The sequence below is a fragment of the Streptomyces sp. NBC_00536 genome, assembly GCF_036346295.1.
In the GTDB taxonomy this organism is placed as follows: domain Bacteria; phylum Actinomycetota; class Actinomycetes; order Streptomycetales; family Streptomycetaceae; genus Streptomyces.
Window position 1 is genome coordinate 4,484,910 of the sequence record NZ_CP107819.1, and the last position, 23,667, is coordinate 4,508,576.

Annotated in this window: 24 protein-coding genes; 14 read left to right on the plus strand and 10 right to left on the minus strand. The window is 71.8% G+C overall.

All coding sequences use genetic code 11. From position 1 onward, the window contains the following. Positions 1 to 17: 17 nt before the first annotated feature. From OHS33_RS19725 to OHS33_RS19735, 3 genes are all read left to right on the plus strand, one after another. Positions 18 to 428: a helix-turn-helix domain-containing protein gene (locus OHS33_RS19725; RefSeq protein ID WP_330331724.1), complete on the plus strand. Its 411-nt coding sequence runs from the start codon at positions 18 to 20 to the stop codon at positions 426 to 428. 16 nt (positions 429 to 444) lie between these two features. Continuing rightward, on the plus strand, positions 445 to 1,029 hold the full coding sequence (locus OHS33_RS19730) for a hypothetical protein (RefSeq protein ID WP_330331725.1): 585 nt from the start codon (positions 445 to 447) through the stop codon (positions 1,027 to 1,029). Positions 1,030 to 1,175: 146 nt separating this feature from the next. Next, entirely contained in the window at positions 1,176 to 1,523 is a 348-nt protein-coding gene (locus tag OHS33_RS19735; RefSeq protein ID WP_330331726.1) for a DUF2516 family protein, read from the plus strand. A gap of 9 nt (positions 1,524 to 1,532) precedes the next feature. Here the strand turns inward: OHS33_RS19735 and OHS33_RS19740 are convergent, their stop codons facing one another. The 5 genes from OHS33_RS19740 to OHS33_RS19760 all read right to left on the minus strand — a co-directional run bounded on the left by OHS33_RS19740 (position 1,533) and on the right by OHS33_RS19760 (position 7,675). Beyond that, the gene (locus OHS33_RS19740) at positions 1,533 to 2,846 is read right to left on the minus strand and encodes a PP2C family protein-serine/threonine phosphatase (protein ID WP_330331727.1); all 1,314 of its coding nucleotides are present in this window, start codon (positions 2,844 to 2,846) and stop codon (positions 1,533 to 1,535) included. 147 nt (positions 2,847 to 2,993) lie between these two features. Then, positions 2,994 to 4,652 (minus strand): transposase, encoded by a 1,659-nt coding sequence (locus tag OHS33_RS19745; protein ID WP_330331728.1) that lies wholly within the window; start codon positions 4,650 to 4,652, stop codon positions 2,994 to 2,996. Next, positions 4,645 to 5,223 carry an IS607 family transposase gene (locus tag OHS33_RS19750; RefSeq protein WP_330331729.1) on the minus strand — a complete coding sequence of 193 codons (579 nt, stop codon included), beginning with the start codon at positions 5,221 to 5,223 and terminating at the stop codon, positions 4,645 to 4,647. The genes OHS33_RS19745 and OHS33_RS19750 overlap by 8 nt, the downstream gene beginning before the upstream one ends. A 310-nt stretch (positions 5,224 to 5,533) precedes the next feature. Further along, the gene (locus OHS33_RS19755) at positions 5,534 to 6,655 is read right to left on the minus strand and encodes a C40 family peptidase (RefSeq protein WP_330331730.1); all 1,122 of its coding nucleotides are present in this window, start codon (positions 6,653 to 6,655) and stop codon (positions 5,534 to 5,536) included. A 213-nt stretch (positions 6,656 to 6,868) separates the two neighbouring features. Next, positions 6,869 to 7,675, minus strand: a complete 807-nt coding sequence (locus OHS33_RS19760; RefSeq protein ID WP_330331731.1) for a class I SAM-dependent methyltransferase — start codon at positions 7,673 to 7,675, stop codon at positions 6,869 to 6,871. Positions 7,676 to 7,879: 204 nt separating this feature from the next. Here OHS33_RS19760 and mshA point away from each other — a divergent pair, with 204 nt between their 5' ends. Then, entirely contained in the window at positions 7,880 to 9,250 is a 1,371-nt protein-coding gene (mshA, locus tag OHS33_RS19765; protein ID WP_330331732.1) for a D-inositol-3-phosphate glycosyltransferase, read from the plus strand. Then, the gene (locus OHS33_RS19770) at positions 9,243 to 9,749 is read left to right on the plus strand and encodes a YbjN domain-containing protein (RefSeq protein ID WP_330331733.1); all 507 of its coding nucleotides are present in this window, start codon (positions 9,243 to 9,245) and stop codon (positions 9,747 to 9,749) included. The genes mshA and OHS33_RS19770 overlap by 8 nt, the downstream gene beginning before the upstream one ends. Before the next feature lie 27 nt (positions 9,750 to 9,776). Here OHS33_RS19770 and OHS33_RS19775 read toward each other — a convergent pair whose 3' ends face one another. After that, on the minus strand, positions 9,777 to 11,057 hold the full coding sequence (locus OHS33_RS19775; protein ID WP_330331734.1) for an MDR family MFS transporter: 1,281 nt from the start codon (positions 11,055 to 11,057) through the stop codon (positions 9,777 to 9,779). Positions 11,058 to 11,254: 197 nt separating this feature from the next. On the opposite strand from OHS33_RS19775, the gene OHS33_RS19780 reads away from it, so the two are divergent. Then, positions 11,255 to 12,016, plus strand: a complete 762-nt coding sequence (locus tag OHS33_RS19780; protein WP_330331735.1) for a phosphoglyceromutase — start codon at positions 11,255 to 11,257, stop codon at positions 12,014 to 12,016. Between the two features lie 120 nt (positions 12,017 to 12,136). Here the strand turns inward: OHS33_RS19780 and OHS33_RS19785 are convergent, their stop codons facing one another. Both OHS33_RS19785 and phoU read right to left on the minus strand, forming a co-directional pair. Beyond that, positions 12,137 to 12,283 (minus strand): hypothetical protein, encoded by a 147-nt coding sequence (locus tag OHS33_RS19785; protein ID WP_283456926.1) that lies wholly within the window; start codon positions 12,281 to 12,283, stop codon positions 12,137 to 12,139. A gap of 104 nt (positions 12,284 to 12,387) precedes the next feature. Beyond that, on the minus strand, positions 12,388 to 13,065 hold the full coding sequence (gene phoU, locus OHS33_RS19790; protein WP_330331736.1) for a phosphate signaling complex protein PhoU: 678 nt from the start codon (positions 13,063 to 13,065) through the stop codon (positions 12,388 to 12,390). A 207-nt stretch (positions 13,066 to 13,272) separates the two neighbouring features. Between phoU and OHS33_RS19795 the strand changes: the two genes are divergently transcribed. Both OHS33_RS19795 and OHS33_RS19800 read left to right on the plus strand, forming a co-directional pair. Next, complete coding sequence (locus tag OHS33_RS19795; RefSeq protein ID WP_330331737.1) at positions 13,273 to 14,511, plus strand: sensor histidine kinase; 1,239 nt, start codon at positions 13,273 to 13,275, stop codon at positions 14,509 to 14,511. Further along, positions 14,508 to 15,188 carry a response regulator transcription factor gene (locus OHS33_RS19800; protein WP_007265514.1) on the plus strand — a complete coding sequence of 227 codons (681 nt, stop codon included), beginning with the start codon at positions 14,508 to 14,510 and terminating at the stop codon, positions 15,186 to 15,188. The genes OHS33_RS19795 and OHS33_RS19800 overlap by 4 nt, the downstream gene beginning before the upstream one ends. A gap of 88 nt (positions 15,189 to 15,276) precedes the next feature. Here the strand turns inward: OHS33_RS19800 and OHS33_RS19805 are convergent, their stop codons facing one another. Continuing rightward, entirely contained in the window at positions 15,277 to 15,942 is a 666-nt protein-coding gene (locus tag OHS33_RS19805) for a DUF461 domain-containing protein (protein ID WP_330331738.1), read from the minus strand. A gap of 549 nt (positions 15,943 to 16,491) precedes the next feature. On the opposite strand from OHS33_RS19805, the gene OHS33_RS19810 reads away from it, so the two are divergent. The 6 genes from OHS33_RS19810 (at position 16,492) to OHS33_RS19835 (ending at position 22,753) form a co-directional block, all read left to right on the plus strand. Then, the gene (locus OHS33_RS19810) at positions 16,492 to 16,974 is read left to right on the plus strand and encodes a CarD family transcriptional regulator (RefSeq protein WP_003953493.1); all 483 of its coding nucleotides are present in this window, start codon (positions 16,492 to 16,494) and stop codon (positions 16,972 to 16,974) included. 294 nt (positions 16,975 to 17,268) lie between these two features. Next, positions 17,269 to 18,015 carry a 2-C-methyl-D-erythritol 4-phosphate cytidylyltransferase gene (gene ispD / locus OHS33_RS19815; RefSeq protein WP_330331739.1) on the plus strand — a complete coding sequence of 249 codons (747 nt, stop codon included), beginning with the start codon at positions 17,269 to 17,271 and terminating at the stop codon, positions 18,013 to 18,015. After that, complete coding sequence (gene ispF, locus OHS33_RS19820; RefSeq protein WP_330331740.1) at positions 18,005 to 18,514, plus strand: 2-C-methyl-D-erythritol 2,4-cyclodiphosphate synthase; 510 nt, start codon at positions 18,005 to 18,007, stop codon at positions 18,512 to 18,514. The genes ispD and ispF overlap by 11 nt, the downstream gene beginning before the upstream one ends. Before the next feature lie 106 nt (positions 18,515 to 18,620). Next, positions 18,621 to 20,021, plus strand: coding sequence for a cysteine--tRNA ligase (gene cysS / locus OHS33_RS19825; protein ID WP_330331741.1), 1,401 nt, complete (start codon positions 18,621 to 18,623; stop codon positions 20,019 to 20,021). 85 nt (positions 20,022 to 20,106) lie between these two features. Beyond that, the gene (gene rlmB, locus OHS33_RS19830) at positions 20,107 to 21,063 is read left to right on the plus strand and encodes a 23S rRNA (guanosine(2251)-2'-O)-methyltransferase RlmB (RefSeq protein WP_330331742.1); all 957 of its coding nucleotides are present in this window, start codon (positions 20,107 to 20,109) and stop codon (positions 21,061 to 21,063) included. A gap of 142 nt (positions 21,064 to 21,205) precedes the next feature. Continuing rightward, positions 21,206 to 22,753, plus strand: coding sequence for a DoxX family protein (locus tag OHS33_RS19835; RefSeq protein ID WP_330331743.1), 1,548 nt, complete (start codon positions 21,206 to 21,208; stop codon positions 22,751 to 22,753). A gap of 84 nt (positions 22,754 to 22,837) precedes the next feature. Here the strand turns inward: OHS33_RS19835 and OHS33_RS19840 are convergent, their stop codons facing one another. Continuing rightward, entirely contained in the window at positions 22,838 to 23,641 is an 804-nt protein-coding gene (locus OHS33_RS19840) for a nucleotidyltransferase family protein (RefSeq protein WP_330331744.1), read from the minus strand. Positions 23,642 to 23,667 lie beyond the last annotated feature (26 nt).

The window sequence follows — 23,667 nt, forward strand, 5'->3', positions numbered from 1 at the left end:
TGCGGCAGGATCGGGGCATGGCATCGCTCAACGTCGGGAACCTCGGCGAGTACCTCCGCGAGCAGCGGAGGCAGGCGCAGCTCTCGCTGCGGCAGCTGGCCGAGGCGGCGGGGGTGTCCAATCCGTACCTCAGCCAGATCGAGCGCGGGCTGCGCAAGCCGAGCGCGGACATCCTGCAGCAGCTCGCCAAGGCGCTGCGGATCTCCGCGGAGACGCTGTACGTGCAGGCCGGGATCCTCGACGAGCGCGACCGCGACGAAGTGGAGACGCGCGCCGTCATCCTCGCCGACCCGTCGATCAGCGAGCGGCAGAAGCAGGTCCTGCTCCAGATCTACGAGTCGTTCCGCAAGGAGAACGCGCTCGATGCCGAAGCCGGTGCGCATGCCGAAGCCGATACGCGTGCCGAAGCCGATACGACCGAACTGTGATCCGGGAGGACCGCACATGGCCATCGCCGATGAGCTGAAGAAGACCCTCACCGACCCGACCCCGCTCTACTTCGCCGCCGGAACCGCGGACCTCGCCGTGCAGCAGGCCAAGAAGGTGCCCGGGCTCATCGAGCAGCTGCGCGCCGAGGCCCCGGCGCGGATCGAGGCCGTGAAGAACACCGACCCGAAGGTCGTGCAGGACAAGGCGCGCGAGGCCCAGGAAGCGGTGACCGCCAAGGTCGCCGAGGTCCTCGGGGCCTTCGACCCGAAGAAGCTCGGGGAGAGCGCGCAGGACCTGGCGCTGCGCGGGGTGGGCGTGGCCGCCGAGTACGCGGTGCGCGCCAAGGAGACCTACGACAAGGTCGCCGAGCACGGCGAGCAGGCCGTACGGGCCTGGCGCGGCGAGGTCGCCGAGGAGATCGTCGACATCGCCGAGGCCGTCGAGCCGGAGCCCGTGGTCGTGGCGGTGGTCCCGGCCCCGGCCGAGGCCGAGCCGGTGGACGAGGCGCCCGCCGCCGAGGACAAGCCCGCCGCGAAGCGGACCTCCGCGCGCAAGAGCACGGCCAAGAAGGCCGCGGCCGCGCCGGACGACGCCAGCTGAGCGACACGCACGACACGGACGGGACCGGGCACCTTTGCGGGTGCCCGGTCCGTTGTCGTTCCACGGGATCGCCCAGCCGGTAGCGTGGAGTGGATTCACAGGGGGCGTTCCCACACAAATGCACGTGCGAGAAGGCGGTCGAGTCGATGTTGATCCGGGGTTTCGACAACGGGGTCCTGCCCCTGCTGGGCTACGCCATGCTGCTGCTCGCCGTCGCGGCGTTCGTCTTCGCGCTGCTGGCCCGTGAGGACGCGTACCGGGCCGCGGGCAAGCAGACCAAGACCTTCTGGATGGTGCTCCTCGGCGTCGCGGTCCTCGTGGACTTCTTCCTGGGGTCCGCGATGCTGTTCCTGCAGATCGCCGGGCTGGTCGCCACCATCGTCTTCTTCGTCGACGTACGCCCCGCCCTCAAGCAGGTCTCGGGCGGCGGCGGGCGGCGCAAGGGCGGCAGCAGCAGCGACGGGCCGTACGGGCCCTACAACGGCGGCCGGTAGGCGTAGCCGTCAGCCCGCCGTGCGGTCCAGGAGGACGACGGCCACGTCGTCGGTGAGTTCGCCCCCGTTGAGGCGGCGGGCCTCGCTGACGGCCGCTTCCAGCAGGCCCTCGCCGCGCAGTCCGCGGTCGAGGTGCCGGTTGATCATCTCGACCATGCCGTCCTGGCCGAGGCGCTCGCGCCCGGCGCCGATCCGGCCCTCGATCAGGCCGTCCGTGTAGAGCATCAGGCTCCACGTGCCGCCGAGGTCGACCTGGCGGCGGGGCCAGCGGGCCCGGGGCAGCAGTCCCAGCGCCGGGCCGCTGTCCTCGTAGGGGAGGAGTCGTGCGGGGCGGCCCGGCCGGGATATGAGCGGGGCCGGATGGCCCGCCAGGCACAGGCCCGCGCGGCGGCCGTCCGGGGAGATGTCCACGGTGCAGAGCGTCGCGAAGATCTCCTCGCAGGGACGTTCCACCTCCAGCACTTCCTGGAGCGTCGCCAGCAGATCGTCCCCGCACAGGCCCGCCAGGGTCAGCGCGCGCCAGGCGATGCGCAGCTCCACGCCGAGGGCGGCCTCGTCCGGGCCGTGGCCGCAGACGTCGCCGATCATCGCGTGGACGGTGCCGTCGGGGGTGCGGACGGTGTCGTAGAAGTCGCCGCCGAGCAGGGCCCGGCTGCGGCCCGCGTGGTAGCGGGCGGCGAAGCGCAGGTCCGAGCCCTCCAGCAGGGGGTGGGGGAGCAGGCCGCGTTCCAGGCGGGCGTTCTCCTGGGCGCGCAGCCGGGACTCGGCCAGCTTGTACTGGGCGATGTCGGCGCGTTTTCGTTCCACCGCGTAGCGGATGGCGCGGCTCAGCAGCCGGCCGTCCAGTTCGCTGCCGAAGAGGAAGTCCTGGGCGCCGACACGGACCGCCTCGGCGGCCCGCTCGGCGTCGGCCTCGGCGGTCAGGACCAGGACGGCGTGCCGCGGAGCCATGCGCAGCACCTGGCGCAGCATCGCCAGCTCGTCGGCCTCGGGGTCGGCGCTGTCGGTACCTGTCCCTGTCCCCGTCAAGGACAGGTCGAGCAGGATGCAGTGCACGTCATGGGTGAGCAGCCGCGCCGCTTCGGTGAGGTTGCGGGCGGTGCGGATCCGGATGCGGTGGCCGTCGGAGTCGAGGATCTCGGGGACGGTGAGACCGCCCGCGGGGTCGTCCTGGATCACCAGCAGGGTCAGGGCCTGCGGCCCGGCCGGCTGGGCCGTTCCGCCCGGCTGCTGGGGCGGTACGACGGTGTACGTGGCGGGCGGGCGGGCCTGACCGCTCTCCGCGGGCGGGGTGTCCCTCTGCCGCGGTACGGATGCGGGCATCGTCTCCGGTTCCTTCCCTCCCCCCGAGGGTGCGCTCGTGCGCCCCGACCCTAGCGGTCCGCGCCCGGCACGTGAATGGTGTCCCCGGCGGCCGCCCCCGGCATATGCCGTTATCGCGTGGGATCGCCCATCCTGGGATGACCAACGTCACCGTTCCTCATCAGTGAGCAGGAGTGAATCTTGGACCCACGTCCCGGCACTGCGCGCATCCCGAACGGTTTTGGGTGCGCTGGTCTCCCGCGTTCGCTGTGTCCCTGTCCGGCGGCGTGCATCGTGTGCACGTTCCGTGACGGGTGGGCGGGTTCCCTCACGCCCTCGGGTGTCCGGTCCGGCCTGGACGGTCCGATGCCCGCGACGATCACTCCGGTCGTCGTGGGGCGGTGCCTCCCGTCGCCGGATCGGGTGCCCGAGGGCGCGTCGTCCGATCGCGATGCCAGCGGCATCGTGACGGGACATCTTTCGCTTGTTGCTGGTCAGGGGCTTGCGCCAGTGCTGGTCGCCCCACATCGACGTGTATGCGGGATCGACGGCGACGATGGAGATGTCCATCTCGGCTGCCATGGACACCAGCCGGGCCTTGAGCTTGCCGGTGGGGATGCCGGAGATGAGCTGCCGGAACCGCTTTTTGCGGCCGTGCTTCTCGCGGGTCTTCTCGGCGGTGAAGTCGAGGTTCTCGATCGCGATGGCCGCCACCCCGGATCGCTCAGCCCAGTGCAGTATCTGGGTGATGGCGTGGCGGATCTGCGCGTCGCGGTGGTCGGCGGTGCCGGACAGGTCGTAGAAGAACCGGCGCGGGTCGCCGACCGGGTTGCCGTGCGCGTCGAGCCGGTAGGCGGCGAAGTGGTCGGCGTTCGTGTCCACACCGATCATGCCCTGAGCTTGGGCCGTCGCCAGCGGGATCGTCCGGACGACGGGGCGCTGCCACGAGGCGGTGAGGTACCAGCGTCCGCGTTCCACGTCGAGGTGGACGCGGTAGGCGACGGCCCGGTTCGCCTCGATGCGGTCGCCCCACTCCTGGCCCCGGTGCGCGAATGCCACCTTGGAGGCGAGGACGTACCGGCCACGCGGCGCGTTGGCCAGGTGGGCGAGGGGGGTGGGCAGCTTGATGTCGATCTCGCCGTCGGGGGTGACGCGGATCGTCTCGTTCCCGAACCGCTTCCCCGACTCGCCGTCCGCCTGGAGGAACCAGCGTTCGGCTTCCCACCGCTGGCGCCACTCGGACTCATCGATCTGAGCGGCTTCGAGGTTGTGGCGGGTATTCAGGAGCTTCCGGCCGCCGCGCACCACGTGCACTGCACCCGCTTCCCGCTCAGCATGCGCGATGTCGAGACGGTGCTCCAGTACGTGCAGACGCCGGGACTTGTGGAACCATTCGCGCTTGGAGCGGTAGGCGCCGGGTGCCCGCTTCGTACCGCGCTCGCCGATCGGCTGGGACAGGCGGTGCATCAGCGTGCGGACACCGGCCTCAAGGCTCAGGATGTACGCGAGCTGGCAGCGGCGGGAGAGGGCCCACTGATCGTGTGTGGCCTTCGTGATCGCCCCGGCCCAGCGGGACGAGGACTCAGCCGTCACACCTCGCTTCCGGCCAGCCCACGTATCCGTGGAGTGCTCCAGACCATCACGACAGCGGGCCGCCAGGTCGCGGGAAGCCAGCGCGCCCAGGTGCTCACCCACCAGCCGCAACACCTTCTCGTCCTCGGGCGTGAGGTTCTTGAGGCGGTCGCGTATCGCCACACCGGACGGGCCGAGGGCCACGAATGGCGCGTCGAGGGTACGGAGCTGCTTCTTCTTCGGCCGCTCAGTCATCGGCAGCCGCCGCCTCCAGAGCCTTCTTCACCCGGTTCTCCGCAGAGCGGCGGCCGTACAGGCGGGCGCAGAAGGAGGTCAGGACCTCAGCCATGTCCCGTACCAGGTCGTCTTCGGCTTCGCCCTCGTTCAGGACCACCAGGCGGCGGCCGGTCGCAGACAGGGCGGCTTCGACGAGTTCGATGTTCATCCGGCCGAGGCGGTCATTGTGCTCGACCACCACAGTGGTCACCGCAGGGTCGGCCAGCAGGCGACGCGCCTTTGCCTGGCTGCCGTTCATGCCCGAGGCGATCTCGGATTCGACCCGCACCACTCGGTGCCCGGCCTTCGCCGCCCACTCGGTCAGCCTGGCGACCTGACGTTCCAGATCCTGCCTCTGATCGTGAGAGGAAACGCGGGCGTACAGGCCCACACCACCCGTCACGGACGGCGACGAGTTCGCCTCGACGTTGACCAGGATCGTGCGCGGCCCCACCCGCTCAGCAGGAACCGGCAACACGCCCTCACGGAACCAGCGATACGCGGTCTGCGGATGCACACCCTGCGCCTTCGCCCACTCCTTGAGGTTCATACGCGCGACCGTAACGACACTCACCCAAATGCACTATCACTCACAAGAGCGAACCAAAGGACCAGCAGTTCTCCACCCCTGGCCGCCATCCCAGCCCGCCCGGCGTTTGAGGGCCCGCCGGGGGCCCCACCCGGCTCCGCCCGGGCCCCCGCACCCCAGCCCGCCACGGGGACGGGCCACGGGCCCCGGGCCGCAGGGCGGCAGCCCCGGGCCCCCAGCCCTGGGCGGCGGCGGCAGCAGCGTCGGCAGCGGCGGCGGCCCGGCGCACGTACCCGCCCCCGGCACACATACCCCGCCCCCCGCCGGAGCCCTACGCGTCAGGCCGCACGACCGCCTTGATCGGCATCGAACCCGCACCCGCGATCGTGATCGTCCGCCCCGGCCGCGGCGCATGCACCATCGCCCCGTCGCCGATGTACATCGCGACATGGCTCGCGTCGTCGAAGTAGATGATCAGGTCGCCCGGCCGCATGTCCTTGACCGCGACCTTCGGCAGCAGCCGCAGCTGCTCCTGCGAGGTCCGCGGGATCGGCCGGCCCGCCGCCAGCCACGCCTGCGAGGTGAGCCCCGAGCAGTCGAAGGTGTCCGGGCCCTCGTGGCCCCATTCGTACCGCTTCCCGATCTGGGCGGTGGCGAACTGGACCGCCTTGCGCCCCGCCTCGGAGGCCGTGCCCTGGAGTTCCTTGAGCGCGCCCGAGGACAGCCAGGCGGTCTGCGCCTTGTACTGCGCCTCCTGCTCCAGCTGGATCAGCCGGGCCTTCTCCTCGGCCTGGAGCTTGCTCTCCAGCTCCTCCGCGGTCTTGATCTTCTGCTCGATCTCCTTCTTGGCGGTCTCCTGCTTGACCCGGTTGGCTTCCAGGGTCTGCCAGTGAGCGCTCGCGTCCGCCGCGTACTGCTGGAGGTCGGACTGGGTCCGGTTCAGCTCGGCGAGGTTGTCCGCGGTGGCCTTCTCGCCCTGCCGCAGCAGGTCGGCGCCGGCCAGGAACACGCTCGGGCTGGGGCTCAGGGCCAGCTGCGCGCCCGGCGGCAGGCCGCCCGAGCGGTACTGGGCGCGGGCGGCGGCGCCCGCGCGGTTCTTGAGCGTCGAGATCCGCTCCTGCCCGGCCACCACCTGCTTGGCGATCTCGACGATCTTGTCGGACTGGGTCTTGGCCTCGCCCACCGCGAGGTTGTACGCGTCCGTGGCGGTGCCCGCCTGGCGGTACAGGTCCTCTATCTCCTTGTGCACCTGCTCCAGCGACTTGGCCCCCGGCTCCGGCGCGGCCGGAGTGCCCGGCGCGGCGGGGGTCAAAGGGGCCAAGGGGGCCGAGGGGGCCAGCGGGGCCGCCAGGGCGCCCGGGGCGGCGTACGCCGTGCTCACCAGGCCCGGGGCCGTCAGTATCGCCATCGCGCAGAGCAGGGTGAGCGCGGATGCGCCACGGTGTCGTTTCATGGTCCCCCCAGGCACCCGCGCCAGATCCCGTATCAGATCTGACTATTCATCAGTAACTTCTCACTGCCCTCGGGATGGTGCCACGACTCGGCGAATTCCAACACCCTCCGACCCGCACCCGCCACGCCCCGCACGCACTCAACGGGCCGCCCACGCCCCCGGTTCCCCGTCCGGCACGCCTCACCCCACCGAGTCGCCGCACCCCGTCCCGCCTCACGCCCTCGGGCGCAACGCCTCCCACCGGACCGTCAGTTCACCCTGCCGCCAGCGCTTCGGACCGTCCGTCAGCGGCCAGTCCGCCGCCAGTCCCTTCGCCGCACGGATCCACCGCTGCCGGGCGCCCAGCGAGGCGTACGGAGCCGCCGCGGCCCACGCCCGGTCGAAGTCCCGCAGGAACGCGTGCACCGGCTCGCCCGGCACGTTGCGGTGGATCAGCGCCTTCGGCAGCCGCTCCGCCAGGTCCGAGGGGCGCTCCAGGGAGCCCAGCCGGGTCGCGAAGGTCACCGTGCGCGCCCCCTCCGGGCCCAGCGCGACCCACACGTGCCGCCGCCCGATCTCGTCGCAGGTCCCCTCCACCAGCAGCCCGCCCGGCGCGAGGCGCCCGCACAGCCGCTCCCACACCTGTGCGACCTGCTCCTCGTCGTACTGGCGCAGCACGTTCGCCGCCCGGATCAGGGCCGGCCGCTCACCGCCGTCCAGCGGCACCTCGAAGCCGCCGTGCCGAAAGCTCAGGCCCTCGCGCTCGTACGGCTTCGCGCCCGCGACCCGGGCCGGTTCGATCTCGATCCCGACCACCCGGACCCGCGGCGCCACCGGCCGCAGCCGGGCCAGCAGCTCGACCGCCGTCCACGGCGCGGCCCCGTACCCCAGGTCCACGGCCACGGGCGCCGCGGCGCGCAGCAGTGCGGCCCCGTGCGTGGCGGCGATCCAGCGGTCCATTCGGCGCAACCGGTTCGGATTGGTGGTGCCCCGGGTCACCGCACCCACGGGTCGGCTGGGAGGAGGAGTGCGTGCGGCCATGATCCGAGGGTAAGCGGACGCCGGGCGCTCGATAAAAATCCGGTAAACCGCCGGGATTCCTCGCGCCGCCCCGGAATGCGCGGGACGGTCGCGCGGGTTGCACTCCTTGCAGGGGGTGCGCCGCGCTCCGCGCTGCCCTGTTCCGCCCAGCCCCGTCGTGCCCCGTCCTGTAAGCCGTACGAGCCCGAGTGAGAGGACCGCTCCTTGAGTCAGTACGTGTCCCGGCTCGGCGGCAGGATCGCCGCCGCCCGCAGCACCCGCCTCGACGCGCCCCGGCGGCTGCTGCCCGCCGTCGGCCACCACCGCAAACCGCGCCGGGTCGCGATGCTCAGCGTGCACACCTCGCCGCTGCACCAGCCCGGCACCGGTGACGCGGGCGGTATGAACGTGTACATCGTGGAGCTGGCCAAGCGGCTCGCCGCGATCAATATCGAGGTCGAGATCTTCACCCGGGCCACCACCGGCGGGCTGCCCCCGGTCGTGGAGATCACCCCGGGCGTCCTGGTCCGGCACATAGACGCGGGCCCCTACGAGGGCCTCGCGAAGGAAGAGCTGCCCGCCCAGCTCTGCGCCTTCACCCACGGCGTCATGCAGGCCTGGGCCGGACACCGCCCCGGCTACTACGACCTCGTCCACTCCCACTACTGGCTCTCCGGCCACGTCGGCTGGCTCGCCGCCGAACGCTGGGGCGTCCCGCTCGTGCACGCCATGCACACCATGGCCAAGGTCAAGAACGCCGCGCTGGCCGAGGGCGACAGCCCCGAGCCCGCCGCGCGCGTCATAGGCGAGACCCAGATCGTGGCCGCCGCCGACCGCCTCATCGCCAACACCGCCGAGGAAGCCGACGAGCTGGTCCGCCACTACGAGGCCGACCCCGGCAAAGTGGCCGTCGTACACCCCGGCGTGAACCTCCAGCGCTTCACCGTCGGCGACGGCCGCGCCGCCGCCCGCGCCCGCCTCGGACTCCCGCAGGACGCCGTCATCCCGCTCTTCGCGGGCCGCATCCAGCCGCTCAAGGCCCCCGACATCCTGCTGCGCGCCGTCGCCGAGCTGGTCGACCAGGACCCCACCCTGCGCGGCCGCCTCCTCGTCCCCGTCGTCGGCGGCCCCAGCGGCAGCGGCCTCGCCAAGCCCGAGGGCCTGCAGAAGCTCGCGGCCCGGCTCGGCATCGCCGACCTGGTCCGCTTCCACCCGCCGGTCGGCCAGGACCAGCTCGCGGACTGGTTCCGGGCCGCGTCCGTGCTGGTCATGCCCTCGTACAACGAATCCTTCGGACTGGTCGCCATAGAGGCCCAGGCCACCGGTACGCCGGTCCTCGCGGCCGCGGTCGGCGGGCTCCCGGTCGCCGTCAACGACGGGGTCACGGGCATTCTCGTACCCGGTCACGACCCCGTCGACTACGCGCGCCAGCTGCGCCGCTTCGTCGACGACCCCACGCTCACCGACCGGATGGGGCGCGAGGCGGCCCGCCACGCGCAGTTCTTCGGCTGGGACACGGCGGCCGCCGGCACGGCGGACGTGTACACCGCGGCGATGCACGATCACCGCCGTCACGTACGCTCCCACCATGGCTGAGAGCGCCCCGACCGCCCCGGCGGAGATCATCGAGAGCACGCTGGACGACGCCGGGCTGGAGTGGGAGAGCCCCGAGCCCGGGTCGTACGTCGTCAAGCTGCCGGGCACGCGCAAACTGTCGACCACCTGCTCCCTCAAGGTGGGCAGGCACTCCCTGTCGGTCAACGCGTTCGTCATCCGTCACCCGGACGAGAACGAAGGCGCCGTGCACCGCTGGCTGCTGGAGCGCAACCTCAAGCTCTACGGCATGTCCTACGCCGTCGACCGCCTCGGCGACGTCTACCTGACGGCCCGGCTGCCGCTGGCCGTGGTGACCCCGCCGGAGCTGGACCGCGTACTCGGCGCGGTCCTGGAGGGCGCCGACGGGGCCTTCAACACGCTGCTGGAACTGGGCTTCGCGAGCGCCATCCGCAAGGAGTACGAGTGGCGGGTCTCGCGGGGCGAGTCCACCCGCAACCTCGACGCCTTCAAGCACCTGACGGAACGCCCGGCCGGCTGACCGGCTGACCGGCCGGGCGTCCGCGCCTCAGGCGGCGGCGGGCGCGGGCAGGACGGCGTCCGCCTCCTCCCGCACCTCTTCCTCTTCCTTCGGCTGCCCGGCCTCGGGCAGGTTCCGCATCAGCATCCAGTAGCCGAGGCCCGCGACCGAGCCGAGGACCACCATCGCGCCCCACAGCCAGCCCGCGCCGAACCGGTCGATGACGAAGCCCGCCGTCAGCGGGGCGATCAGCGAGGCCACCGCCCACGACATCGTGTACATGCCCTGGTAGCGGCCCCGGCCGTGGGTCGGGGAGAGCCGCGCGACCAGGCCCATCTGGGTCGGCGAGTTGATGATCTCGGCCACCGTCCAGACGCAGACGGTCAGCGCGATCACCCCGAGGGAGCCGCCGAAGGCGGTCATCCCGAACCCGTACCCGGCCAGCAGGGCCGAGGCGACCAGCAGCTTCTGCGGATCGCGGTGCTCGATCAGCCGGGTCACCGGGATCTGCAGCAGCACGATCAGCACCCCGTTGAGGGCGATGACCATGCCGTACTCACCCGGGGTGAAGCCCGCGGCCCCCATCGCCAGCGGCAGCCCGAACGACCCCTGCATGAAGATCAGCGAGATCAGGAACGACAGCCCGACGACCCCCATGAAGCGGCCGTCGCGCAGCACGGTCCCCATCCCGACCGCCGGCTCCGCGCCCCCGGCGGCGCCGTCCGCGCCCTTCTCGGGGCGCGATTCGGGGAGCTTGACGTAGACGAGGACCGCGCAGGCCAGGGTCAGCGCCGCCTCGCCGAGGAACCCGGCGAGGTAGCTGTACTCGGCGATGAAACCGGCGGCGGTCGCGGAGACCGCGAAACCGAGGTTGATGGCCCAGTAGTTGAGGGCGAAGGCCCGGACCCGGTCCTCGGGGCGCACGATGTCCGCCATCATCGCCTGCACCGCCGGGCGGGAGGCGTTGGAGGTCATGCCGACGAGCAGGGCGACCGCGGCGATCGCCGCCGGGTGCTGCATGAAGCCGAGCAGGGCGACGGAGAAGGCCGTGGACAGCTGCGCGGCCATCAGCGTCGGGCGCCGCCCCAGCCGGTCCGTCATCACCCCGGCGACCAGCGAGGACACCACCCCGCCGAGCCCGTGCAGGGCGACCACCAGCCCCGCGAACGAGGCCGAGTAGCCCCGGTCCAGGGTCAGGTACAAGGTCATGAATGTGGCGACGAAAGCCCCGAGCCGGTTCACCAGGGTGCTCGTCCACAGCCACCAGAACTCGCGCGGCAGCCCCGCGACGCTGGCACGCGCGGCCCGCCTCATCCTGTCGGCGGACATACGGGATGACATACGGGCTCCCCCTGGAGATGTAAGTGGTGCGGCTGCCATCGGCACGTTACGACCACGGGCGCGCGGGCGCCACTGGATTGACGCCGTGCGTCAATTGGCGCCGCCTGACGAGGGTCCCGGGACCCGTCCCGGCAGGCCCCCTGCGACGCGCGCGAGGGCATCCGGCGTCCATTAGGCTCGTACGCATGGCCGACGCACCGTACAAGCTGATCCTCCTCCGCCACGGCGAGAGCGAGTGGAACGCGAAGAACCTGTTCACCGGCTGGGTGGACGTCAATCTCAACGAGAAGGGCGAGAAGGAGGCGGTCCGCGGCGGTGAGCTGCTCAAGGACGCCGGTCTGCTCCCCGATGTCGTGCACACCTCGCTCCAGAAGCGCGCGATCCGCACCGCGCAGATGGCGCTTGAGGCAGCCGACCGCCACTGGATCCCGGTCCACCGCTCCTGGCGCCTGAACGAGCGCCACTACGGCGCCCTCCAGGGCAAGGACAAGGCCCAGACCCTCGCCGAGTTCGGCGAGGAGCAGTTCATGCTGTGGCGCCGCTCGTACGACACCCCGCCCCCGGCGCTGGAAGACGGCACCGAGTTCTCGCAGTCCGAGGACCCGCGCTACGCCTCGATCCCGCCGGAGCTGCGCCCGCGGACCGAGTGCCTCAAGGACGTCGTCGTCCGCATGCTCCCGTACTGGTACGACTCGATCGTCCCGGACCTCCTCGACGGCCACACCGTCCTGGTCGCCGCGCACGGCAACTCCCTGCGCGCCCTGGTCAAGCACCTCGACGGCGTCTCCGACGCGGACATCGCGGGCCTGAACATCCCGACCGGCATCCCGCTCTCCTACGAGCTGGACGCCGACTTCAAGCCCCTGAACCCGGGCGGCACCTACCTCGACCCGGACGCCGCCGCGGCCGCCATCGAGGCCGTCAAGAACCAGGGCAAGAAGAAGTAGCAAGAAGAAGTAGCGAGAAGCGGCAGCGAGAAGCAGCCCTCACGCACGGAACAGCCCCCCACCCGCCGTTTCCCGGCGGGTGGGGGGCTGTCTGCGCGTACGGGCGTCAGGCGGGCGGGGTCAGCCGCCGCACTGGCAGGGGGCGCCGGACTGGCAGCCGCAGCCGCAGCCCGAGCCGCAGCCGCAGGCCGCGAGCAGCGGGAGGCGCAGGGCCTCCGGGGGCTGGTGCTCCTGCTCGGGCGTGATGGGGACGGGGGAATCGGACATGGTTCCTCCTCGCAGGCGTACCGGGTCGTACTGCCTTTGCCTCATTCATGCCCAGCCGCACGGGCGCGTCAACGGCGCATTGGGGCAGGCGCCGTGATGCGCCGTCAGGCGCCGTCGACCGCCGTCGGCGGCTGCAGCTCGTCGGCGTGCTCGCCCGTCACCAGGTAGACGACGCGCTTGGCGACCGAGACCGCGTGGTCGGCGAAACGCTCGTAGTAGCGGCCCAGCAGCGTCACGTCGACGGCCGTCTCGATGCCGTGCTTCCAGCGGTCGTCCATCAGGTGCTGGAACAGCGTGCGGTGCAGCTGGTCCATCTCGTCGTCGTCCTGCTCCAGCTGGAGCGCGAGGTCGACGTCCTTGGTGATGATGACCTCGGCGGCCTTCGCCATCAGGCGCTGCGCCAGCTGCCCCATCTCCAGGATGGTGGCGTGCAGGTCCCGCGGGACCGCCGTGTCCGGGAAGCGCAGCCGGGCGAGCTTCGCCACGTGCTGGGCCAGGTCGCCGGAGCGCTCCAGGTCCGCGCTCATGCGCAGCGAGGTCACCACGATGCGCAGATCGGTGGCTACGGGCTGCTGCCGGGCCAGCAGGGCGATGGCGCGGGCCTCCAGGTCGTGCTGGAGGTCGTCCACCTTCTGGTCGGCGGCGATGACGCTCTCGGCGAGCTTGAGGTCGGCGTCGAGCATGGCCGTGGTCGCCCGGCCGATCGCGGAACCGACGAGCCGGGCCATCTCGACCAGGCCTTCTCCGATCGAGTCCAGTTCCTCGTGGTACGCGTCCCGCATGGTGGGTGTCCCTCTCTTGCGTCGTGCCCGCTCGTGCGTGGGGCCGGGGCCTCTTGCCCCACGTTGACACGTTGAGCCGTAAACGCGTCCGACTCCGGCATCACAAGTGAATCAACCCCGTCGCCAGGGTGAACTCTGGGCGACGACTGTTCGAGGTGCCACCCGAACGGCTGTGGAAGTCTCGTCGCACCTGCTTAACCTGGACACATGGACGTGAACGCGGCGGTCGCCGCAGCTGCAGCGATCGCCGGGTTGTGCACCGGTGTGATCGCCATGCTGGCGTTCCGCTGGAGCGAGCGCGACCAAGCCCGCCCCACCCGGAGCTCCATGCGACCCGACATCAATGCGGTACTCCCGCCCGGAGTGGACACCGTCCTCTCCGTACTCCGCTCCTCCGCCGTCGTACTGGACGAGGGTGACGCGGTGGTCAAGGCCAGCTCCGCGGCGTACGCCCTCGGCCTGGTGCGCGGCGGCAAACTCGCCGTGGAGCCCATGCTCCACATGGCCCGCGACACCCGCCGCGACGGGGAGATACGCCAGATCGAACTGGACCTCCCGCGCCGCGGCACCGGCCGCGGCGAGGCCCTCGCCGTCTCGGCGCGGGTCGCCCCGCTCGGCTCCCGCCTCGTACTGCTGCTGGTCGAGGACCTGACGGAGGCCCGCCGGATCGAGGCGGTCCGCCGTGACTTCGTCGCCAACGTCTCGCACGAGCTGAAGACCCCCGTCGGCGCGATCTCCCTGCTCTCCGAGGCCGTCATGGACGCGGCCGACGACCCCGAGGCGGTCAGCCGCTTCGCCGGCCGCATGCAGATCGAGGCGACCCGGCTGATCAACCTCGTCCAGGAGCTGATCGACCTCTCCCGGGTCCAGAACGACGACCCGCTGGAGGACGCCGAACCGGTCCGCGCCGACACCCTGGTCGCCGAGGCCATCGACCGCTGCCGCCACACGGCCTCCTCCAAGCAGATCACCATGGCCGTCGGCGGCACCGCCGACCTGCGGATCTGGGGCAACCGGGGGCAGCTCGCCGCCGCCCTCGGAAACCTCGTCGAGAACGCCGTGAACTACAGCCCCGCCCGCACCCGCGTCGGCATCGCCGCGCGCCGGGTGAACGCGCCGGGTGGAGACTTGATCGAGATAGCCGTGACCGACCAGGGCATCGGCATCCCGGAAAAGGACCGTGAGCGCATCTTCGAACGCTTCTACCGCGTGGACCCGGCCCGCTCCCGTGCCACGGGCGGCACCGGCCTCGGCCTCGCGATCGTGAAGCACGTGGCCGCCTCGCACGGCGGGGAGGTCACGGTGTGGAGTTCCGAGGGACAGGGCTCCACCTTCACCCTGCGGCTTCCGGAGGCCGCCGTACCCGCCCCCGCGGCGGCCACCGCACCCGCCCGACCCGTGCTCCAACCCGAACCAGCCATTCCTGCCCCGGAGGTCCTTCCGTGACCCGAGTGCTCGTCGTCGAGGATGAGGAATCCTTCAGCGACGCCCTGTCCTACATGCTCCGCAAGGAGGGCTTCGAGGTCGCCATCGCCGCGACCGGGCCCGACGGGCTGGACGAATTCGAGCGCAACGGCGCCGACCTCGTCCTCCTCGACCTGATGCTCCCCGGGCTGCCCGGTACGGAGGTCTGCCGGCAGCTGCGAGGCCGCTCCAACGTGCCCGTGATCATGGTCACCGCCAAGGACAGCGAGATCGACAAGGTCGTCGGGCTGGAGATAGGAGCCGATGACTACGTCACCAAGCCCTTCTCCTCGCGCGAACTGGTCGCCCGCATCCGCGCGGTCCTGCGCCGCCGCGGCGAGCCGGAAGAGGTCACCCCGGCGGCCCTGGAGGCCGGTCCGGTCCGCATGGACGTCGACCGTCACGTGGTCACCGTCGCCGGTGCCAAGGTCGACCTCCCGCTCAAGGAGTTCGACCTCCTGGAGATGCTGCTGCGCAACGCGGGCCGCGTACTGACCCGCATGCAGCTGATCGACCGGGTGTGGGGCGCTGACTACGTGGGCGACACCAAGACCCTCGACGTCCACGTCAAGCGCCTGCGCGCCAAGATCGAGCCGGACCCGGGCGCGCCGCGCTACCTGGTCACGGTGCGCGGCCTCGGCTACAAGTTCGAGCCGTAAACCGAAACCGTACGGGCACACAGACGAGGAGGGCCTCCCCCGGAATCCGGGGGAGGCCCTCCTCGTCTGTGTCCGCGAGCGGGGTCGGTCAGTGACCGGCGCTGTGCGACGGGGACGCGGACCCCGAGGGGGTGCCGGACGGCGACGCGGCACCCGAGGGCGACGCGGAACCGGAGGGCGACGGCGTGCCCGAGGGCGAGGCGGAGGCGCTGCCGGACGGCGTGGCACCGGCCGCGGGGGCCTCGGTCGGGCCGTAGCCCGCGTAGAACCCGGAGGCGGGGACGACGAAGGCGGCCAGCTCGACGTCACCGGCCTGGCTCAGCTGGAAGACGACCTTCTGCGCGTCGCCGTCCTTGACGGCCTGGCGGCCGCCCTCGATGACGGCGGAGGCGTTGCCCTTGCCGCCGAGCACGACCGAGCCGTGGGCGGGCACGGTGACCTTGGCGCCGCCCGTGGAGTCCTTCAGCGTCACCTTGCCGGTGGCACCCGCGAGGGTGACGGCGTCGAGGGTCTGCGGGGTGGCGCCGGTGTTGAAGACGGTCGCCGAGACGACGGCCGGGCCCTTGCCGTCCTTCGTGCCCTGGGTGATGACCAGTGCGTTCTGGACCTTGATGTCGCCCTTGGTGACGGCGGCGTTGTCCGGCTTGATTTCGAGCGTCTGTGCGTCGTTGCCCGCGCCGCATGCGGCGAGCGAGGCGATCGAGAACGCGAGGGCGGAGGCGGCGAGAGCGCCGCGTCGAAGGCTGCGGCTCACGGCGGCGGCAACTCCTAGGACGTACGGACGGAGGACGGCGAGGCAGGTACTGCGGGTGGTGCGGTCGGGCGGCGGGTAAAGCCGCCCTAAGTGTGTGTCAGCGCGCTTAGGTTACCGAGCCGCCGCCCCGCCCCCGCACCCGACCCTCCGCAGTGCGCGGGCCACCCTGAACCCGTCCCGTCGATCTCGCAATTAATGATCAATTCCGGGATTCCTTCGAACAGCGCTCCGTGATCAATTCGGGATTGGGCCGGAACCCGCTACAGAGTGGCCTCACCAGTCGTACGGAGTAGTTCGGTTTCACCGCGCCGAACCAGGCAAAACGGGACGTACGTCACGTCGAGCGCGGCGCCCCGCGGGTGTAGCGTGGTCGATTCTGTCCGTCCGCGCAGTGGCTCCGACCTGCGAATACCCCCTTCCGGAAGCCCTCCGCAGCACGATCGTGTCGCTGTTGTCAAGCCCCGAGATAGGCCCTGACCTGCGAAAACGCCATTCATAACAGTCGGTTCTCGTGTTACCCTGGATAGCCACGGAAGGGGTACCTGTCACATGACGTTCAAGGTTGGCGACACCGTGGTCTATCCCCATCACGGGGCCGCGCTGATCGAGGCCATCGAAACTCGCCAGATCAAAGGCGTGGACAAGACCTACTTGGTGCTCAAGGTCGCCCAGGGTGACCTGACGGTTCGCGTACCTGCGGACAACGCGGAGTTCGTCGGTGTCCGCGATGTGGTCGGCCAGGACGGGCTGGACCGGGTCTTCGAGGTGCTTCGCGCACCGTACGCCGAAGAGCCGACGAACTGGTCTCGTCGCTACAAGGCAAATCTGGAGAAGCTCGCCTCTGGCGATGTCATCAAGGTCGCGGAAGTAGTCCGTGACCTGTGGCGTCGTGAGCGCGAGCGCGGGCTCTCCGCGGGCGAGAAGCGCATGCTCGCGAAGGCGCGCCAGATCCTGGTGAGCGAGCTCGCGCTCGCCGAAAACACCAACGAGGACAAGGCCGAGGCCCTCCTCGACGAGGTTCTCGCGTCCTGACGCGACGAACCGCCTACACAGCAGTCGTGCCGCGGTGCCCGATGACGGCCCTCTCGCTCGCCGAGAGGACTGTCGCCGGGCGCTGCGGCATGTCTGTTTCCCCGGCCTCCACCGCGCATCCCCGGTCGCCGCATGCCGAGCTGCCGCATCCGGCTCCCCGCGCACAGCGCGGTGGCGGGCCGGGTCCGGGCAGCCGGCTCGACCGGTCGTCACGGAAGGGGCGAGGGCGTCGCACCCGGCACCCTTCTGGCCATACCCACGTCGGCCGAAGTCACAAACCCGGAGCCACCACCGATGTATGACGAAACGCGTCCCCACCGCACCGCCGCGGTGATCCCCGCGGCCGGCCGCGGCACCCGGCTGGGCCCCGGCGCCCCCAAGGCCCTGCGCTCCCTGGGTGGCGTCCCGATGCTGATCCACGCCGTGCGCGCCATGGCCCGCTCCCGCGCCGTCTCCCTCGTGGTCGTCGTCGCCCCGCCCGGCGGCGCCCAGGAGGTCAGGAACCTCCTCGACGAGCACGCGCTGCCCGAGCGGACCGACTTCGTCGTGGTCTCCGGCGGCGAGACCCGCCAGGAGTCCGTACGGGCCGGCCTGGACGCGCTCCCGGACACCATCACCTCCGTCCTCATCCACGACGCGGCCCGCCCCCTGGTGCCCGTGGACACCGTGGACGCGGTCGTGGAGGCCGTCCGCGACGGCGCGCCCGCCGTGGTCCCCGCGATGCCGCTCTCCGACACCGTCAAGGAGGTCGAGCCCGGCAAGCCGGGCGAGCCCGAGCCGGTCGTCGCCACCCCCGAGCGGGCCCGGCTGCGCGCCGTGCAGACCCCGCAGGGCTTCGACCTGGCCACCCTGGTCCGCGCCCACGAGCGCATCGCCGTCAACGGCGAGGGCGCCACGGACGACGCCGGAATGGTGGAAAAGCTCGGCGTGCCCGTGGTGCTCGTCCCCGGCCACGAGGAAGCCTTCAAGGTGACCCGCCCGCTCGACCTGGTCCTCGCCGAGGCCGTACTCGCCCGCAGGAGGGCCACCGATGTCTACTAGCCCGCGACCGGCCCTCCCCCTGCTCCCGCAGGTGGGCATCGGCACCGACGTCCACGCCTTCGAGACCGGCCGCGAACTGTGGTGCGCCGGCCTGCTCTGGGAGGGCGAGGACGGCCTGGCCGGGCACTCCGACGGCGACGTCGCCGCCCACGCCGCCTGCGACGCCCTGTTCTCCGCGGCGGGCGTCGGCGACCTCGGCGCGCACTTCGGCACCTCCCGCCCCGAGTGGTCCGGCGCCTCCGGCGTCACCCTGCTGGCCGAGGCGGCCCGGATCGTCCGCGCCGAAGGCTTCGAGATCGGGAACATCGCCGTCCAGGTCATCGGCGTGCGCCCGAAGATCGGCAAGCGGCGCGACGAAGCGCAGAAGACACTGACCGCCGCGGCCGGAGCCCCCGTCTCCGTTTCCGGCACCACCACCGACGGCCTGGGCCTCACCGGCCGGGCCGAGGGCCTCGCCGCGATCGCCACGGCGCTGGTGTACCGCACGAGCGGGGCCTGAGTACGACCGTACGAACGCCTCGCACGGCACCGCTTCCGCAACAAAGCCGCCCCGCGCCCCCGAAAGGGTCGCGGGGCACTGCCGCACGCGCACTACCCTGGATGCCGTGACTCTTCGCCTGTACGACACCAGCGCCCGGCAGATCCGTGACTTCACTCCGCTCGTCGCGGGCTGCGTCTCGATCTACCTCTGTGGTGCCACCGTGCAGGCGGCTCCGCACATCGGGCACGTCCGCTCGTACCTCAACTTCGACATCCTGCGCCGCTGGCTCACCTACCGCGGCCTCGACGTCACCTTCATCCGCAACGTCACCGACATCGACGACAAGATCATCTCGAAGGCGGCCGACCAGGGCCGCCCCTGGTGGTCCATCGGCTACGAGAACGAGCGCGCCTTCAACGACGGCTACGACGCCCTGGGCTGCCTCCCGCCCACCTACGAGCCGCGCGCGACCGGCCACGTGCCGGAGATGATCGAGATGATGCGCGGCCTGATCGAGCGCGGTCACGCCTACGAGGCCGACGGCAGCGTCTACTTCGACGTGCGCTCCTTCCCCGGCTACCTGGAGCTGTCCAACCAGGACATCGACGAGCTGCGCCAGCCCGCCGAGAGCGGCATCACCGGCAAGCGCGACCCCCGCGACTTCGCCATGTGGAAGGCCACCAAGCCGGGCGAGCCCGACTGGGAGACCCCGTGGGGCCGCGGCCGTCCCGGCTGGCACCTGGAGTGCTCGGCGATGGCCCACAAGTACCTCGGCAGCGCCTTCGACATCCACGGCGGCGGCCTCGACCTGATCTTCCCGCACCACGAGAACGAGATCGCCCAGGCCAAGGCCTACGGCGACGAGTTCGCGAAGTACTGGATGCACAACGCCTGGGTCACCATGTCCGGCGAGAAGATGTCGAAGTCCCTCGGGAACTCGGTCCTCGTCTCCGAGATGGTCAAGCACTGGCGCCCCATCGTCCTGCGCTACTACCTCGGCACCCCGCACTACCGCTCGATGATCGAATACAGCGAGGAATCCCTGCGCGAGGCCGAATCCGGCTTCGCCCGCATCGAGGGCTTCATCCAGCGCGTCATCGAGAAGGCCGGCAAGAACGTCGAGCCCGCCACCGAGGTGCCGCCCGCCTTCGCCGAGGCCATGGACGAGGACCTCGGCGTCCCCCAGGCCCTCGCGATCATCCACACCACCGTCCGCCAAGGGAACAGCGCGCTCGCCGCCGACGACAAGGACGCCGCGATCGCCCGCCTCTCCGAGGTACGGGCCATGCTGGCCATCCTCGGACTCGACCCGCTCGACCCGCACTGGGCCGGGGAAACCGACCGCGGCGAGGACCTGCACGGCGCCGTCGACACACTCGTCCGCCTCGTCCTGGAGCAGCGCGAATCCGCGCGGGCCCGCAAGGACTGGGCGACCGCCGACGCGATCCGCGACCAGCTCCAGCAGTCCGGCCTGGTCATCGAGGACGGTCCGACGGGTCCCCGCTGGACGCTCGGCCCCCGCTGAGCCCAGCTCGTTGTGCCGCCCGGCGCTCCGGGCGGCACACTCTTCATACGTACACACTGCTGAACAAACGAAACAGGTATAGGTCATGGCCGGGAACAGCCAGCGCAGGAACCGCCGCACGTCCAACAAGAAGGGCGCGACGGTCGGCAGCGGTGGCCAGCGGCGCAGGGGCCTGGAAGGCAAGGGCCCCACGCCCAAGGCCGAGGACCGCAAGAAGCACAAGGCGAACCGCATCGCCGGCGCCATGGCCCGCCAGGCGGCCAAGCGCCGCCCGGCCCCCCGCCGCGGCGGCCCCAAGGGCACCAGCGAGATGGTCGTCGGCCGCAACCCGGTCTTCGAGGCCCTGCGCGACGGCGTGCCCGCCACCACCCTCTACGTCCAGCAGTTCATCGACAACGACGAGCGCGTCCGCGAAGCCCTCCAGCTCGCCGCCGCGCGCGGCAACATCAACCTGATGGAAGCCCCGCGCCCCGAGCTGGACCGCATGACCAACGGGCTCAACCACCAGGGTCTGGTCCTCCAGGTCCCGCCGTACGAGTACGCCCTGCCGGACGAGCTGACCGCCGCCGCCTACGACAACGGCGAGGAACCCCTCATCGTCGCCCTCGACGGCGTCACCGACCCGCGCAACCTCGGCGCGATCATCCGCTCCGTCTCCGCCTTCGGCGGCCACGGCGTGGTCATCCCCGAGCGTCGCGCCGCCAGCATGACCGCCGGCGCCTGGAAGTCCTCCGCCGGCACCGCGGCCCGCACCCCGGTCGCCCGGGTCACCAACCTGACCCGCGCCCTGGAGGCGTACAAGAAGGAAGGCCTGACCGTCGTCGGCCTCGCCGCCGACGGCACGCACACGGTCGACGACCTCGAACAGCTCGCCGGCCCCGTCGTCATCGTCATCGGCAGCGAGGGCAAGGGCCTCGGCCGCCTCGTCGGCGAGACCTGCGACTACCTCGTCCGCATCGCGATGCCGGGCGGCGCCGAGTCGCTCAACGCCGGTGTCGCCGCCGGTGTGGTCCTGTACGAGACCGCGCGCCGCCGCGCCTGAGCAGTCCCCTTTGGTACCGGGCCGGGTGAACGCTTTCACCCGGCCGGGTCCCGCCCGGGCCCCCCGAATGGCTTGATCTTGACGGGCCTCGGACACATCCCTGCTGTCAAGGCAGTGTCCTAAACACTCATCACTCGGTTAGATGAGTGTGGACACCAGAACGCCAGGGTTCGACGATCAGCCCGCGCTGAGCATGGTCAAGGTGCCGTGCGACCCCGCACAGGTCATCGTCAACCACGCCAGCTTCCGTGTGCGGCTCGCTCCGAGCCCGAGCGCGCGTCCCAAGCCCCCCGCGAACGGCCCCCTCCCGGGCCGTGCCCCCGCCCTCGCCGGCGCCGTCGTCGGCGCCGCCGGAGCCGGCCGCAGGCGCGCGCCCGTCGTCTGGAGCGGCAAGTCCGCCCCCGGCGACGCCGCCGCGATGGGCGGACTGCTCCAGGCCGTACGGGAGGCGGGACGCGGCCACGACGAGTTCGACGGCGGCGACACCCAGGTCATCCCGCGCGTCGACCTCGCCCAGGACCTCGCCGACGACACCCTCGCCACGCCGACCGTCATCGGCCAGCGCAGCTACGGGGACCCCGACGAGACCCGCGCGATGGCGCCCGTACGCGGCCTGCCGTACGCACCGCAGTACGGCGACAGCGGCGGCGGAGTCGGCGGACCGGGTGGTCCGGGCGGTCCCGCCTCGGCCGAGGACACCCGGCGCGCCGCCGACGCGCGCGGGCAGGCCTCGTACTACCCCGGCCGCCGGATGAACCTCGGCGTCGTCCTGCTCCCGCTGCGCGTCTTCCTCGGCTTCATCTCCATCTACGCCGGCATGGGCAAGCTCTGCGACCCCGTCTACTTCGACGGCGGCGAGCGCGGCTCCATGGTCACCTGGCTGCACACCCTGCACCCCTGGGCGCTCGCCGAACCGCTGCGCGACTTCGCCCTCGCCCACCCGGTCGGCGCCGGCCTCAGCGTCGCCTTCCTCCAGGTCGTCGTCGGCGTCCTCACGGTCTTCGGCCTCTGGCAGCGCTTCGCCGCCTGCTTCGGCGCGCTGCTCTCCGCGGCCCTGCTGATGACCGTCAGCTGGAAGACCGTCCCCGCCTACGACGCGCCCGACATCATCTACCTCGCCGCCTGGAGCCCGCTGATCATCGCGGGCGCCCCCGTCTACTCCCTGGACGGGCGGCTCGCGGGCGAGGCCTGGCGCACGCTGGGCCCGCGCTCCGAGATCTGGCGGCTGCGGCGGCGCGTCCTGCGGCGCGGCGCGATGATGGCCACCGTCGTCTGCGGACTCACCCTCCTCGTCGGCTCCCTGCTCGGCGGCGCGGTCCGCTCCTCCACCGTGGTCACCGTCCCCGGCCCCGGCCAGGCCCCCAGCAACTACCTGCCCGGCTCCCCGCTGCCGCAGGACCCCTCCACCTCCCGGCAGCCCGCCAAGCAGCAGCCGTCCAAGACGGCCGCCCCCTCCGCGAAGGCCTCGGAGAGCGCCAAGCCCGGACACACCGCCTCCGGCGCACCGTCCAAGTCGACCGCGGGCAGCACCGGATCCCCGACCGCGACCCGCGGCGCCGGTGCGACCCAGCCCCAACGGAGCGGCTCCACGGGCCAGTCCACCCCGCAGAAGTCCTCGTCCGCCGGCACCAGCGGTTCGTCCACCCCGGCGAAGAAGCCGGGCCTGGTGGGCGGGCTGCTGGGCGGCTGACCGGTCAGCCGTTCCAGATCTGACAGGGCCCGGTGCGCGTGACGCGCACCGGGCCCTGTCACATGTCGTATGGCGGGCGAGGCGCTACACGGGCCTGTGAGCCGCCAGCTCGCGCGCGGCCTCGGTCAGGTCCTTCGCCGTGTCGATCGCCCGCCAGTAGGCCCCCTGGGGCAGCGGGAAGCCCGCCAGGCGGCGCTCGCGGGCCAGCCGCGGGAACGTGGTCCGCTCGTGGTCGCCCAAGTCGGGCAGCAGCGCGGCGAATTCGGCCGCGAACACATACACGCCGGCGTTGATCAGATAAGGCGACGGCGGGGACTCGATGAAGTCCAGGACCTGACCGAACTCATTGGTCTCCACCGCGCCCCACGGGATCCGCGGCCGCGCCAGCGCGAGGGTCGCGACCGCCGCGCGCTCGGCGTGGAACGCCGCCATCTCCCGGAGCGAGAACCGGGTCCAGATGTCCCCGTTGGTCGCGTACCAGGGCTCGTCGGGATGCGGCAGGTGCGCGGCGGCGAACTTCAGGCCCCCGCCCCGGCCCAGCGGCTCGTCCTCCACGACGGTGGCCACCCGCAGCGGCAGGTCCGCCCCCGCCAGCCAGTCCTGGAGGACCCCGGCGAGGTGCCCGCAGGAGATCACCGCGTCGGTGACGCCCTCGGCCGCCAGCCAGGCCAGTTGGTGCCCGATGATCGGCATCCCCGTGCCCGGGATCTCCACCATCGGCTTCGGCCGGTCGTCCGTGTACGGGCGCAGCCGCGAACCCTGGCCGCCCGCCAGGACCACCGCCTGGGTGGGCGCCTGGGGGGACGGGACCGGGTCCGCGGCCGCGGAACGCTGGGGCTGGGTGGGCGGGGAGTCGGTTGCTGCGGTTGCTGTGGGGGCGTCCGTCATGCGGGCAGCCTAGAGGCCGGAAGGTC

Excerpts from the sequence above, each read along its gene's own strand:
- OHS33_RS19725 (WP_330331724.1), top strand. The coding sequence starts at position 18 with ATGGCATCGCTCAACGTCGGGAACCTCGGCGAGTACCTCCGCGAGCAG.
- OHS33_RS19730 (WP_330331725.1), top strand. The coding sequence starts at position 445 with ATGGCCATCGCCGATGAGCTGAAGAAGACCCTCACCGACCCGACCCCG.
- OHS33_RS19735 (WP_330331726.1), top strand. The coding sequence starts at position 1,176 with ATGTTGATCCGGGGTTTCGACAACGGGGTCCTGCCCCTGCTGGGCTAC.
- OHS33_RS19740 (WP_330331727.1), bottom strand. The coding sequence starts at position 2,846 with ATGCCCGCATCCGTACCGCGGCAGAGGGACACCCCGCCCGCGGAGAGC.
- OHS33_RS19745 (WP_330331728.1), bottom strand. The coding sequence starts at position 4,652 with ATGACTGAGCGGCCGAAGAAGAAGCAGCTCCGTACCCTCGACGCGCCA.
- OHS33_RS19750 (WP_330331729.1), bottom strand. The coding sequence starts at position 5,223 with ATGAACCTCAAGGAGTGGGCGAAGGCGCAGGGTGTGCATCCGCAGACC.
- OHS33_RS19755 (WP_330331730.1), bottom strand. The coding sequence starts at position 6,655 with ATGAAACGACACCGTGGCGCATCCGCGCTCACCCTGCTCTGCGCGATG.
- OHS33_RS19760 (WP_330331731.1), bottom strand. The coding sequence starts at position 7,675 with ATGGCCGCACGCACTCCTCCTCCCAGCCGACCCGTGGGTGCGGTGACC.
- OHS33_RS19770 (WP_330331733.1), top strand. The coding sequence starts at position 9,243 with ATGGCTGAGAGCGCCCCGACCGCCCCGGCGGAGATCATCGAGAGCACG.
- OHS33_RS19775 (WP_330331734.1), bottom strand. The coding sequence starts at position 11,057 with ATGTCCGCCGACAGGATGAGGCGGGCCGCGCGTGCCAGCGTCGCGGGG.
- OHS33_RS19780 (WP_330331735.1), top strand. The coding sequence starts at position 11,255 with ATGGCCGACGCACCGTACAAGCTGATCCTCCTCCGCCACGGCGAGAGC.
- OHS33_RS19785 (WP_283456926.1), bottom strand. The coding sequence starts at position 12,283 with ATGTCCGATTCCCCCGTCCCCATCACGCCCGAGCAGGAGCACCAGCCC.
- phoU (WP_330331736.1), bottom strand. The coding sequence starts at position 13,065 with ATGCGGGACGCGTACCACGAGGAACTGGACTCGATCGGAGAAGGCCTG.
- OHS33_RS19795 (WP_330331737.1), top strand. The coding sequence starts at position 13,273 with ATGGACGTGAACGCGGCGGTCGCCGCAGCTGCAGCGATCGCCGGGTTG.
- OHS33_RS19810 (WP_003953493.1), top strand. The coding sequence starts at position 16,492 with ATGACGTTCAAGGTTGGCGACACCGTGGTCTATCCCCATCACGGGGCC.
- ispD (WP_330331739.1), top strand. The coding sequence starts at position 17,269 with ATGTATGACGAAACGCGTCCCCACCGCACCGCCGCGGTGATCCCCGCG.
- ispF (WP_330331740.1), top strand. The coding sequence starts at position 18,005 with ATGTCTACTAGCCCGCGACCGGCCCTCCCCCTGCTCCCGCAGGTGGGC.
- rlmB (WP_330331742.1), top strand. The coding sequence starts at position 20,107 with ATGGCCGGGAACAGCCAGCGCAGGAACCGCCGCACGTCCAACAAGAAG.
- OHS33_RS19835 (WP_330331743.1), top strand. The coding sequence starts at position 21,206 with ATGAGTGTGGACACCAGAACGCCAGGGTTCGACGATCAGCCCGCGCTG.
- OHS33_RS19840 (WP_330331744.1), bottom strand. The coding sequence starts at position 23,641 with ATGACGGACGCCCCCACAGCAACCGCAGCAACCGACTCCCCGCCCACC.